The organism is Pannonibacter phragmitetus DSM 14782 (genome assembly GCF_000382365.1).
Lineage (GTDB): Bacteria > Pseudomonadota > Alphaproteobacteria > Rhizobiales > Stappiaceae > Pannonibacter > Pannonibacter phragmitetus.
Genome location: NZ_KB908222.1, coordinates 124,891 through 137,112 on the forward strand (window position 1 = coordinate 124,891; position 12,222 = coordinate 137,112).

10 protein-coding genes are annotated in these 12,222 nt (G+C 63.1%); all 10 read right to left on the reverse strand.

What is annotated here, in order from left to right:
* Positions 1-94: 94 nt before the first annotated feature.
* The 10 genes from H163_RS0113315 to H163_RS0113360 all read right to left on the reverse strand — a co-directional run bounded on the left by H163_RS0113315 (position 95) and on the right by H163_RS0113360 (position 12,212).
* The gene (locus tag H163_RS0113315) at positions 95-1,267 is read right to left on the reverse strand and encodes a phosphoserine transaminase (protein ID WP_019965089.1); all 1,173 of its coding nucleotides are present in this window, start codon (positions 1,265-1,267) and stop codon (positions 95-97) included.
* Between the two features lie 165 nt (positions 1,268-1,432).
* Positions 1,433-2,260: an outer membrane protein gene (locus H163_RS22800; protein ID WP_019965090.1), complete on the reverse strand. Its 828-nt coding sequence runs from the start codon at positions 2,258-2,260 to the stop codon at positions 1,433-1,435.
* Positions 2,261-2,579: 319 nt separating this feature from the next.
* Positions 2,580-3,923: a phosphoglucosamine mutase gene (glmM, locus tag H163_RS0113325; protein WP_019965091.1), complete on the reverse strand. Its 1,344-nt coding sequence runs from the start codon at positions 3,921-3,923 to the stop codon at positions 2,580-2,582.
* Between the two features lie 151 nt (positions 3,924-4,074).
* On the reverse strand, positions 4,075-6,000 hold the full coding sequence (gene ftsH, locus H163_RS0113330; RefSeq protein ID WP_019965092.1) for an ATP-dependent zinc metalloprotease FtsH: 1,926 nt from the start codon (positions 5,998-6,000) through the stop codon (positions 4,075-4,077).
* Positions 6,001-6,228: 228 nt separating this feature from the next.
* Positions 6,229-7,617 (reverse strand): tRNA lysidine(34) synthetase TilS, encoded by a 1,389-nt coding sequence (gene tilS / locus H163_RS22805; protein WP_160118278.1) that lies wholly within the window; start codon positions 7,615-7,617, stop codon positions 6,229-6,231.
* A complete protein-coding gene (gene ybgF, locus H163_RS0113340; protein ID WP_019965094.1) occupies positions 7,574-8,602 on the reverse strand; it encodes a tol-pal system protein YbgF in 1,029 nt (342 codons plus the stop codon). The genes tilS and ybgF overlap by 44 nt, the downstream gene beginning before the upstream one ends.
* 159 nt (positions 8,603-8,761) lie before the next feature.
* Positions 8,762-9,253, reverse strand: a complete 492-nt coding sequence (pal, locus tag H163_RS0113345; protein ID WP_026355818.1) for a peptidoglycan-associated lipoprotein Pal — start codon at positions 9,251-9,253, stop codon at positions 8,762-8,764.
* Positions 9,254-9,433: 180 nt separating this feature from the next.
* Complete coding sequence (gene tolB / locus H163_RS0113350; protein WP_019965096.1) at positions 9,434-10,789, reverse strand: Tol-Pal system beta propeller repeat protein TolB; 1,356 nt, start codon at positions 10,787-10,789, stop codon at positions 9,434-9,436.
* A gap of 34 nt (positions 10,790-10,823) precedes the next feature.
* On the reverse strand, positions 10,824-11,177 hold the full coding sequence (locus tag H163_RS0113355) for an energy transducer TonB (RefSeq protein ID WP_026355819.1): 354 nt from the start codon (positions 11,175-11,177) through the stop codon (positions 10,824-10,826).
* Between the two features lie 51 nt (positions 11,178-11,228).
* Positions 11,229-12,212, reverse strand: coding sequence for an energy transducer TonB (locus H163_RS0113360; protein ID WP_019965098.1), 984 nt, complete (start codon positions 12,210-12,212; stop codon positions 11,229-11,231).
* Positions 12,213-12,222 lie beyond the last annotated feature (10 nt).

The window sequence follows — 12,222 nt, forward strand, 5'->3', positions numbered from 1 at the left end:
GGTTCAACCGGAGAACCGCAGCAGGCGCCTCACGAGGGCGCAATATCCGGGTGAAGTGCAGGGCCCGGAGACATCAGGTCACCGGGCCATCGCATCAGGCGGCTGCCTGCAGGCGGGCCTTCTGGGCGGCAAAGGCCCAGTCGAGCCACGGCAACAGGGCCGCGACGCTGTCCGGGTCCACCGTTGCGCCGCACCAGATCCGGAAGCCCGTCGGGGCATCGCGGTAGGAGCCGATGTCATAGGCAACATCTTCGGCTTCCAGTGCGGAGGCCATGGCCTTGGCGAATGCCGCCTGCCCCGCATCGTCCAGCGCCGTCACCGCCGGATCAACGATCTTCAGGCAGACGGAGGTGTTGGAGCGTGTGGCCGGATCAACGGCAAGGAAGTCCACCCACGGCGTCTCTTCCACCCAGCGGGCGATATGCCCGGCGCTGGTGTCGGCGCGGCCGATCAGGGCCTTCAGACCGCCGATGGAGGATGCCCATTCCAGCGCGTCGATATAGTCCTCGACGCAGAGCATGGACGGGGTGTTGATCGTCTCACCCTTGAAGATGCCTTCGATCAGCTTGCCCTTGGAGGTCAGGCGGAAAATCTTCGGCAGCGGCCAGGCGGGGGTGTAGCTCTCCAGCCGGGCAACGGCGCGCGGGCTGAGGATCAGCATGCCATGCGCACCTTCACCGCCGAGCGCTTTCTGCCAGGAGAAGGTGACCACATCGAGCTTGGCGAAGTCCAGGTTCTGCGCGAAAGCGGCGGAGGTGGCATCGCAGATGACGAGGCCTTCCCGGTCTGCCGGGATCCAGTTGGCATCCGGCACGCGCACGCCCGAGGTGGTGCCGTTCCAGGTGAAGACCACGTCGCGGCTGAAATCAACGCTGCCAAGATCCGGCAGCGCGCCATAGGGCGCTTCGATGGTGCGGGCATCCAGCTTCAGCTGCTTGACCACATCGGTCACCCAGGTGGAGCCGAAGCTCTCCCAGGCGAGCATGTCGACGCCGCGCTCGCCGAGCAGCGACCACAGGGCCATCTCGACCGCGCCCGTGTCCGAGGCCGGAACGATACCGATGCGGTAGTCCGCAGGCACCTCAAGGATCTCACGGGTCTTGTCGATGGCGAGTTCAAGACGGGTCTTGCCGATCTTGGCGCGGTGGGAGCGGCCAAGGGACTTCACGTCCAGCGCGGCGGCAGACCAGCCGGGGCGCTTGGCGCAAGGACCAGACGAAAAATGGGGATTGGCCGGGCGCTGTGCCGGCTTTGCAGTCGCTGTCATATGCTATCCTCTCAGATAGGCGCTCCTCGTTGGGGAGGAGTGTCCCGCTGAAATGGATATGCCCTTCCGGCGGGCCGGTCAAGCCGGATAGGACGCCGCAAGGCTGCAAAGCAAAAGGCCGGTGCTTGCGGCACCGGCCCCAGACATGAGCCGCAGGGAAGAGGATCAATAGCGGGCAGAGATCGCGTTGCCCGAATAGACCATCGGACGGTTGACCGGGCCAGCCGTATTGAAGTTGTAGCGTACGCCAAGCCGGATTTCGTGGGCCGCCAGGTCCTTGTACTTGATCCGGCTCTGACCGGTGCCGACATTGTTCAGACGAACGGAACGGGCATCACCCAGGTTCTTGTAGCGGTAGCCAAGGTCGATGTCCCAGTTCGGCGTCACCGCATAGGACGTACCGGCCATCAGCGCCCAGGCAAAGTTCCACTTGCCGCTCGACCCGTCGTAAGACGTGTTCACGCCATTCGGGTTGAAGGACTTGGTGTCGTGCACATTGACATAAGCCGCGCCGACACCGGCACCCACATAGGGCGTGAAGCCATTCCAGGTGCCGACATCAAGATAGCCATTGAGCATCAGCGTCCAGACATCAATGCTGGATGTCTCACGCGAGGAATTCGGGCCGGTGCAGAGGTTACACGGAGCGTAGCCGGTGTATTTCGCCGACGGCTCGTAATCCACCGTCAGGTCGGAACGCAGATAGTCGTTGAACTTGTAACCGACACCGGCACCAACGACGACCGTGTCGTTCATGTTGTTGCGGTTAAAACGCAGATCACCGATGACGGGATCCTTGAAGCTGCCCTTCGGCGCCTGATAAATCTTGTAGCCGATATCGCCGCGCAGATACCAGCCGCCCGTGGCCGGGACTTCCGGGATATGCTCGATCACAGGAGCCGGCAGATCCATCGACAAATCCGCAGCCAGTGCTGCCTGCGAGATGAAGATCACACAGCTCGCCAAAGACAACTGCTTGAAAACGCTGCCCATGTCCTCGTCCTTTGAAACAAGCGTCCGCACCAGCCAGGCTGCGGGGCGCGCTTTGGAACATGTCTTAAATCTAGGGCAAAAGATTTAAAGGGTGCTTAACCGTAATTTTTTACCAGAATTTTTTACCTTAACCCAAGGTAAACAAGAGAAGCCGCTTTAGGAATTCGTTAACAAAAAAGGCATCTGCCTCGGCGGCAGATGCCTTGTGCTTTTATCTTACAGCAATGAGCTTGCCTTCCCGCCTGCCAGTCAGCCACTTGCAGTGCCTTTGACTGCCAGCGGGCGCTGGAGAGCATCAGAGCCCCCGGCGCTGCAGAACTCAGGCTGCGGAGCGCGCGACGACGCCGGCGATTTCGTCCACCACGTCATTGACGAGAGAGGCGTCATCCCCTTCGGCCATGACGCGGATCAGCGGCTCGGTCCCGGACGGGCGGATGACCAGACGGCCGCTGCTGCCAAGACGCTCGCGTCCGGCATCTATGGCCGATTTGACTATGTCACTCTCCAGCGGCTTGCCGCTCTTGTAGCGCACGTTCTTCAGCACCTGCGGAACCGGCACGAACTTGGAACAGACTTCCGAGACCGGGCGGTCCTGCTCGCGCACACAGGCAAGGATCTGCAGGGCGGCGATCAGACCATCGCCTGTCGTGGCAAAGTCGGACAGCACCAGATGGCCGGACTGCTCGCCGCCCACGTTGAAGCCATGGGCGCGCATGTGTTCGACCACATAGCGGTCACCCACCTTGGTGCGGGCCAGCTCCAGCCCGCGCGCTCCCAGGAAACGCTCCAGCCCGAGGTTGGACATGACCGTCGCCACGATACCGGGGCCCGAGAGCTTGCCCGCCGCATGCCAGCTCTCGGCAACGGTTGCCATCAGCTGGTCGCCATCCACCACCTGACCGCGCTCATCGACGATGATCACCCGGTCCGCGTCACCATCCAGCGCAATGCCGATATCGGCCCGCACTTCGTGCACCTTGCGCGCCAGTGCATCGGTGGAGGTGGAGCCGCAGTCCTGGTTGATGTTGTAGCCGTCCGGATTGACGCCGATGGAAATGACTTCCGCGCCCAGCTCCCACAGCACTGCCGGTGCCACCTTGTAGGCTGCGCCATTGGCGCAATCGACGACGATGCGCAGGCCTTCCAGGCTCATGTCGCGCGGCAGGGTGCGCTTGGCAAATTCGATGTAACGGTCGTGGACGCCGTCAATGCGCTTGGCACGGCCCAACTGATCGGCGCTGGCAAGACGCGGCGTCAGATCGCTGTCCACGAGACGCTCGATTTCGAGCTCGATCTCATCACTGAGCTTGAACCCGTCCGGCCCGAAGAACTTGATGCCATTGTCGGCAAACGGATTGTGCGACGCCGAAATCATGACGCCGAGATCTGCGCGCAGCGAGCGCGTCAGCATGGCAACAGCCGGCGTGGGCATCGGTCCAAGCAGAAACACTTCGAGGCCCACGGAGGTGAAGCCCGCCACCATGGCATTTTCCAGCATGTAGCCGGACAGACGCGTATCCTTGCCGATCACGACACGGCTGCGGTGATGGCCATTGCGGAACATGAGGCCCGCCGCCATGGCGACCTTGAGTGCCACTTCCGCCGTCATCGGATGGGTGTTCGCCTTGCCGCGAATGCCGTCGGTTCCGAAATACTTGCGCATGGGTGAATCACTGCCTTTGCGATTGGTCTTGTGCGTCCCTCATACAGCGTTCCGCCGCAGAAGGCCGGTCAAAATTTGTGATCGACTGTTACGATGAAAAACGCCCGGCCTGTAAAGACCGGGCGTCAGGTTATCAAGAAGGAAATGCAGCTCAGGCGAGTGGCTGCGGCTCCATGCCGGAGGGCGCACCGCCCTCGCCGCCGCGCTTGGCACCGGCGGAGGGAACTGCGGAGCTGCGGCCCACGGGCTGGTCATCATCCTCGTCGCGAACCGGCGGCTTGCCTGCGAGCAGGTTCTTGATCTCTTCGCCCGACAGGGTTTCGTACTCGATCAGGCCCTTGGCGAGCGTTTCAAGATCGTTGGCACGTTCGGTCAGGATCCGGCGGGCTTCGTTGAAGCCATCCTCCACAAACCGGCGCACTTCGGCGTCAATGATGCGCGCCGTCTCTTCGGAGACATTCTGCTGACGGGCAACGGAATGGCCGAGGAACACCTCTTCCTGGTTGTCGCCATAGGCCACCTTGCCGAGCTTGTCGGAGTAACCCCACTGGGTAACCATGGCACGGGCGAGACGGGTGGCCTGCTGAATGTCCGAGGACGCACCGGAGGTGACATTCTCAAGGCCGAAGATCAACTCTTCCGCCACGCGCCCGCCCATGATGATCGCAAGGCGCGAGGTCATCTGGGTGTAGCTCATGGAGATTTCGTCACGCTCGGGCAGCTGCATCACCATGCCAAGCGCACGGCCGCGCGGGATGATGGTTGCCTTGTGAACCGGATGAGCCTTCGGCACGCTGAGCGCAACGAGGGCGTGGCCAGCCTCATGATAGGCGGTGCAGCGCTTTTCCTCTTCGGTCATGACCAGCGTGCGGCGCTCGGCGCCCATCATCACCTTGTCCTTGGCGTCTTCGAACTCCGCCATGGTCACGAGGCGCTTGGAACGGCGGGCCGCCAGAAGGGCTGCCTCGTTGACAAGGTTCATCAGATCCGCACCGGAGAAGCCGGGGGTGCCGCGTGCCAGAACCTTCACGTCCACATCCGGTGCCAGCGGAACCTTGCGCATGTGCACCTTGAGGATCTTCTCACGGCCGGTCACATCCGGGTTCGGCACGACGATCTGGCGGTCGAAGCGGCCCGGACGCAGCAGCGCAGGGTCGAGAACGTCCGGACGGTTGGTCGCGGCGATGATGATGATGCCTTCGTTCGGCTCAAAACCGTCCATCTCCACGAGGAGCTGGTTCAGCGTCTGCTCGCGCTCGTCATTGCCACCGCCCAGACCGGCGCCGCGATGACGGCCGACCGCATCGATTTCGTCGATGAAGATGATGCAGGGCGCGTTTTTCTTCGCCTGTTCGAACATGTCGCGCACGCGGGATGCACCGACACCGACAAACATTTCGACGAAATCCGAACCGGAGATGGTGAAGAACGGCACATTGGCCTCGCCTGCCACCGCACGGGCGGTCAGGGTCTTGCCGGTACCCGGAGGGCCGACGAGCAGCACACCGCGCGGAATGCGGCCGCCGAGGCGCTGGAACTTCTGCGGATCACGCAGGAATTCCACGATTTCCTGGAGGTCTTCCTTGGCTTCATCGATGCCGGCCACGTCGTCAAAGGTCACGCGGCCATGGGCTTCGGTCAGCAGCTTGGCCTTGGACTTGCCAAAGCCCATCGCCTTGCCGCCGGCACCGCCCTGCATCTGGCGCATGAGGAAGATCCAGACGCCGAGAATGATGATCATCGGCAGCCAGGAAATCAGCGCACCGGCGAGCGAGAAATTCTCTGAAGGCGGGCGGGCCTTGATCAGCACGCCCTTGTTGCGCAGCTCGTCCACATACTGGGTGCCGTTCGGCGCATAGGTCTGGAACTGGCCGCCATTGGTGAAGTTGCCGGTGATCAGCTGATCCTGGATCGTCACGTCCCGGATCTCGCCCTGATCGGCCTGGTTCAGGAACTGCGAGAACGGAATGTCATTGGTCGATGTTCTCTGGGAAGAGCCCTGAAACAGCTGGAACAACGCGATCAGCAGGAGCGCGATGATCACCCAGAGGGCAAGATTGCGGAAATTTGCGTTCATTTCGATCCCTTGTCCGCCATCAGGCGTCCATCAACGTCGAGGGGTTGCCGGCTACTGCCTCACAAGATAGGTCGGCATAGTGCCCCTGCCAAGGAGTAGCCGCAGTGTTGCGCGGATCAGCTCACTTTTTTATTAAGCCCGCGCCGGTTTTCAGCAACATAAGCCTCCCTTAGGGCATGTTGCCTGCAGGCGCAATGACGCACCGCCCCTCACTCTTTGCACAGAACGTCAATTATCCGCCATTGCCGCCGGCATCACCTGGTCTGCGGTGCGCCGCAGGACCAGTCCGGGCTCCCTTGGCAAGGTCCATGCAAGGCAAGCCAAGCCGCTTCTGCCGCCATCGTAAAGACGCATGACGGCCGGAAGGCGGGCGAAGGCAGCGGCGGGAAAGCCGCTGGCACTGGCAAGGACGCGGACGTCTTCGCGCAGCGCTTCATCTTGCCGCAGCCGCGCCACTGGCGCGATCCTGAGGCTCCCCCCGGCATCCGGTTTGAGGCAGATGCGGTAACGCCCGTCCCAGTGGACGCATTGTCCCGGCAGAAGCTCCACCGTGTCCGGCAAGGACCGGCCCGGTTCCGGCCAGAGCCGGAGGCGCCCGCCCGCAAAAAGATCAAAAACCACCCCCGCCAGCGTCACCCGCAACGGGCCACCGGCAAGAAGGCGGGCATCCAGCGTCTCCAGGCGGTCGAGACGGGGCGGATGCAGATTGCCGCCGACATGCTGCGCCAGCCGGGCCAGCAGCCGCAGGCGCACCTCTTCGGGCAGCGGCGTCAGGCGCGCAAGGTCAAGACGGGCAAAATCCGGCACATCTCCGGCACACGCATCCTTCAGCAGAACATCCGCAGCCGCATCTATGGCCTGCGCCGCCCGCGCCATCCGGCGGATCGTCGAGCCGATCCGCGAGGGATCAAGCCCCTCAAGCAGCAGCCCTGCCTGAAGCTGGCGCAGGCGCACACGCTTGTAGGCGGGATTGCTGTTGGAAGGATCATCCACCCAGGAGAGGCCACGGGCAACAAGGGAAGCCTTGAGGCGGGCGCCGGGAACCGTCAGGAAAGGCCGCAGAAGACGCAGGCCGAAGGGGCCACCGCACTGATCCGCCGCCATGGCCGCCAATCCATAAACTCCGCTGCCGCGGGTCAGGCGGTCGAAGAATGTTTCGATCTGGTCATCGAGATGATGCGCCAGCACCAGCGCCTCGACGCCGGACAGATCCATGGCATCGGCCAGCAGACTGTAGCGGGCCATGCGGGCTTCGGCCTGCAGATTGGCGAGGCCCTGCGGTGCCTGCCAGGTGAGGATTTTCGCTGGAAGTTGCAGGGCTTCCGCCTGCTGCCGGACAAAACGGGCCTCGGACGCAGCCTCCGGCCGCAGCCCATGATCGACGGTCAGAACCAGAAGGCGTGGTGCCGGAAGCCCGGCAGAGTGCCGTGCACGCGCCCAGCCGGCGGTCAGATGCAGGAGGGCAAGCGAGTCGCCGCCTCCCGAGACGGCCAGCGCAAGCGAAGAAAACCGCTCCAGCGGCGCCAGAAGACGTGCGGCCTCGTCATCTGAGACCGGCAATACGCTGGAAAAATCAGGAGCAGCGGGCACGCTGCTGTTCGGCGCGGGCCTGATCACGCACCGCCTTCGCCGCATTGGGATATTTCGTCAGAAGCTCGGCATAGGTCGCGCAGGCCGCGCCCGTTTCGCCGAGGCCCTTGAGGGAAAGCCCGAGTTTCAGCAGGCTGTCAGGTGCCTTCGTGTTCTTCGGATGCTCGGTATAGGTCTTCAGGAAAGCGTCGGCAGCACCGCGGAAATCCCCTTGGCCATACAGGCTTTCGCCAAGCCAGTACTGCGCATTGGGCACCTGGTCGCTCTGCGGATAGGCTTCAAGGAAAGAGCGGAAGCCCTGTTCGGCGGAGACATAGTCACCCTGAAGAGCGAAATTGTAGGCGTTGTCGTAGTCGGTTCTGGGATCGCCCGTCATGCCGAGACTGGCAATCTGGCCCGAAGGCTGCCCGGGGAGCTGGTTTGCACCGCTGTTGACACCCGGAGGCGTGCCACCCTGTGCGGCAGGCTGCTGCTGGGGCTGGCCGAACTGGCCACGCGCCAGCGCCGACAGATCCAGCGGGCCGCTGCCGGAAGGCGCGCCCTCCTGGTAAACCCCGTCCTGATATCCGCCGCCATCGGCGAATTCGGCATCACCGGAGCCACCCGCCGTATTGCTGCCTGCGGGCATCTGCCCCAGAGTGCCCTCTGCGGGTGCCAGACCGGCACCCGCAGTTGCTGCATTGTTGTTCGCGTGCTGCGGCTGCTGTGCAGGCGCGGCAGGGCCAGCATCAGAGCGCTTGCCCGGCTGCTTCTGCGCGCCTTCCAGCTGCTGGAAGCGGTACTCGTTGTCTTCCTGCATCCGGCGCAGCTGGTCCTGCAACTCACGCAGCTGGTAGCTCAGCTGCTCCACCTGACCGTTCAGGCGGCGCATCTGGTCTTCCACTTCGTTGAGGCGCACCTGCGCATCGTTACCGCCACCACCGCCGAAAAGCTGCGCATTTGCGGACGGCACGGCTGATGCCATCATGCAAATGGCGGCCAGGGCCGCGAGAAGCGTCTTCCATTTCACCATGCTTTACCTCCGGTCTGCCTTCATGGCATCCGATGGATAGCACAGGGCGCGCCGACTTCGGCCAAAATTTGACGGAAACACCGTTCAACCACCAGTTCATACGAAAACAGGCGCGGAGGGAGCCTCCGCGCCTGTCAAAATCTTCACTGGCAGGTCAGATCAGCTGCCGGCGCTGTTCAGAACAGTCACAGCGCGGCGGTTCTGGGACCAGCAGCTCTCGTCGTCACACACAGCCACCGGACGCTCCTTGCCATAGGAGATGGTGCGGATGCGCGCTGCCGAAATGCCGCGCGAAACCAGATAATCGCGAGCCGCATTTGCACGGCGGGCGCCCAGTGCAATGTTGTACTGACGGGTGCCGCGCTCATCCGCATGGCCTTCCATCGTGATGGTGTAGCGGCTGTAGTTGTTCAGCCACTGTGCCTGCTTGTCGAGGGTCGCCTGTGCCTGACCGCTCAGGGTCGACTGGTCGTTCGAGAAGAACACGCGGTCGCCGACATTGACAACAAAGTCCTGGCTCGAGCCCGGGGTGGCGTTGGCGCTGCCATCAAGCCCGTCGGTATTGGTGTTGGAGCAGGCAGCCAAGGTCAGCGCAAAACCAATGACAGCCGCCATGCGCGCACCGCGCGCCATCATAGCCGTATTCAACATTCGATAACTCCTCGTCCCGCCGGTCCCGGCAAGGTGAACGCATTCTCTACAACAGTGGTTAACAACCAGTTGGCGGCCAGCCCTATCACATAAGAAAGTGCCGGGCACTCACGTTTTTCTGCAATTCCGGCTCTTGCACACAGGCGCGCTGCCGCCGGGTGGCGGCAGCAGCCGGATTTATCAGTCCAGCGTGGGCGACCAGGCCGGATCAGACCCGAACGCAGGCGTGGTGATGCGCTGCTCGTTATAGCCGGTCAGATCCACGGTCCAGACCTGCGGGCCCCCACTGGGTCCCGGCGTATCACGGAAGAACGTCAGCACCCGGCCGTTTGGCGCCCAGGCCGGACCTTCGTTATGATAGCCTTCCGTCAAGATACGCTCGCCGCTGCCATCCGGCTTCATCACGCCAATCATGAAGCGGCCCTGGTTCTGCTTGGTGAAGGCAATCAGATCCCCGCGCGGAGACCAGACCGGCGTCGAGTAGCGGCCCGGACCAAAGCTGATGCGCTGCGGGTTGGAGCCGTCCGCACCCATCACGTAGAGCTGCTGGGTGCCGCCACGGTCGGACTCGAACACCACCTGACGGCTATCCGGGGAGAAAGACGGACTCGTATCAATCGCCGGCGTATTGGTCAGCCGGGTCGTGGCGCGCGAGCGCAGATCCATGACGAAGATATTCGCGTTGCCGCCCTGCTGCAGGCTCATGATCACCCGCTGTCCGTCCGGCGAGAAGCGCGGCGCAAAGGTCATGCCGGGGAAATTGCCGACGATCTCGCGCTGGCCGGTTTCGATGTTGAGCAGGAAAACGCTCGGATCGGTCCCAGTATAGGACATGTAGGTGATTTCCTGCGTCGTCGGCGAGAAGCGCGGCGTCAGCACGAGTTCATCGCCACGGGTCAGATAGCGCAGGTTGGCGCCATCCTGATCCATGATGGCCAGACGCTTGACGCGCTTCTGCTTCGGACCGCTTTCATCGACGAAAACGATGCGGGTGTCGAAGTAGCCTTTTTCACCGGTCAGCCGCTCATAGATCGCATCGGAAATGATGTGGCCGAGGCGGCGCCAGTTTTCCGGCGTGGTGAAGAACTGCTGGCCCAGCATCTGCTCGCCGGCGAAAACATCCCACAGGCGGAACTCAGCGCGCAGGCGGCCATCCGGCTGGCGGGTAACGGAACCGGAGACGAGCGCCTGCGCACCGATGGTGCGCCAGTCGCCGAAGCGCGGGGTCGTCTGTGCGCTCACGTTCTTTTCGATGAAGCTTGCCGGATCGAGCGGACGGAACAGGCCGGAGCGGCGCAGATTGTTGGAGATCACCTCCGTCAGCTGACGCGCGAGCTGCGCATCACCGCCTTCGGGCGAGAAATCCGGCAGGGCGATCGGCATCGGCTCGATCGTGCCCTGCGTGATGTCGATTTCGATCAGGGCGCTGGCCGGCGCAATCATTGCCGCGCCAGACACCGAGATGGCGCAGACCGCCAGGGCCGCACGCAGGGCCGAGGCAAGGCGCCGTTTAATCTGGAAGGCTCTCATCTTCATCGAGGCTCCGGTTTTCCTAAGGTCCATCTGTCCGTCATTGATGGACAAAATTGATGACAATCTCACGCCAGGCCTCGTACTTGGCCTCTGGCAACGAATAAGGCGCGCATCGCTGCACAGCCCGGATGGTGCTCTGGGCGAGCAACTGCCCAGCCTCACCGTCTGCCGCCTCTACAACCTGCGGCGTTCCATCCAGTTCCCCGGACGGCGTTAATCTGATCCGCACCTTCACTTCGGCGCTGGTGCCGGCTTGCAGTTGAGGGGGCATCCAGCAGCGCTGGACCACCTCCCGCAAGCCGGAGATTTCCTGTTCTGTCAGCGTCTGCGTATCCGACGCCTCCGCCATCTGCGGCACGGCAAGCACACAGAGAAGCAATGCAATCTGCATCAGGTGCAGGCCCTGCCCGGAATGCCTTACCCCGCCTGGCCGCCTCATCCGTCACCCCCCCAGCATCTGACTGGGGTCGAAGTTGATGATGACTTCACGCCATGAATCATACTTCTCGGCAGGCAGCGTGTAGGGCTGGCAACGCATGACGGCGCGCACGGCACTGTCGGACGCTGCGCGGAACGAGGGGTTGCCGCTCGAGTTGATCACCCGGGGAGACCCTTCCACTTCGCCAGCCATGCTCAGGTTGAATTGCAGGCGCACGGCAAGGTCTGCAGCGCCTGCAGCACCGACCGGCGGGTTCCAGCATTTTGCGATCTGGCCACGCAGCGCATCCAGTTCCGACACCGTCATCTTGACGTTGTTGTTGCCCGTGCGGCTGCCGAGAGAGGCAGCTTCCTTGGCACCGGTGGTGCCGCCGCCGGAGGGATCAACCTTGTTCAGCAGTGCGCTGATCTCGTTCGGGTTGAACTTCTCTTCCTTCTTCGGCTGCTGCTGTGCCGTCTGCTGCTGCGGCTTCGGCGGCGTCGGCTTGGAGCGTGGCGTCACCTTCACCGGCTCGGACATGAGCGGCTTGGGCGCCTCCTCGGCGGGCGCAGCTTCTGCCACCGCCTCTTTCGCAGGCTCGGGCTCAGCCTTCGGCGCAGGCTCCGCAGCCGGTTTGGCAGGTGCGGGCTTCACGGGAGCGGGCTCAGGCGTGGGCGGCGGAGACGATGATTCCTGCGCGGCAACGGACTGGTTGGTCGGCCGGGGTGTCGGCGGCGTCTGCAATTCAGCCTTCGCCTCCCCTGCCGTCTTGTCCGGCTCGGGAGCCTTGTTGTTGGCTTCCTTGGCGGTGGATTCGTTCGGCTGCTCCTTGAGCTCTGCGGTCTTTTCACCCTTGTTCAGCTGAGTGAATTCACCGATCGGCACCAGATCAACCGGCAGGGACTCCATCGGCTTGGTGTCAAACGGTTCCGCCCCCGGAAGCGACACAAGCCCCCAGAGCACAAGAGCCATATGGCCCGAGACGGAAACGATCAAGCCTGTGCGCATGATGCGTCAG

Bases quoted from the DNA above. Each gene is read 5' to 3' on its own strand.
- H163_RS0113315 (WP_019965089.1), bottom strand. From the start codon at position 1,267: ATGACAGCGACTGCAAAGCCGGCACAGCGCCCGGCCAATCCCCATTTT.
- H163_RS22800 (WP_019965090.1), bottom strand. From the start codon at position 2,260: ATGGGCAGCGTTTTCAAGCAGTTGTCTTTGGCGAGCTGTGTGATCTTC.
- glmM (WP_019965091.1), bottom strand. From the start codon at position 3,923: ATGCGCAAGTATTTCGGAACCGACGGCATTCGCGGCAAGGCGAACACC.
- ftsH (WP_019965092.1), bottom strand. From the start codon at position 6,000: ATGAACGCAAATTTCCGCAATCTTGCCCTCTGGGTGATCATCGCGCTC.
- ybgF (WP_019965094.1), bottom strand. From the start codon at position 8,602: ATGGTGAAATGGAAGACGCTTCTCGCGGCCCTGGCCGCCATTTGCATG.
- pal (WP_026355818.1), bottom strand. From the start codon at position 9,253: ATGTTGAATACGGCTATGATGGCGCGCGGTGCGCGCATGGCGGCTGTC.
- tolB (WP_019965096.1), bottom strand. From the start codon at position 10,789: ATGAAGATGAGAGCCTTCCAGATTAAACGGCGCCTTGCCTCGGCCCTG.
- H163_RS0113355 (WP_026355819.1), bottom strand. From the start codon at position 11,177: ATGCAGATTGCATTGCTTCTCTGTGTGCTTGCCGTGCCGCAGATGGCG.
- H163_RS0113360 (WP_019965098.1), bottom strand. From the start codon at position 12,212: ATGCGCACAGGCTTGATCGTTTCCGTCTCGGGCCATATGGCTCTTGTG.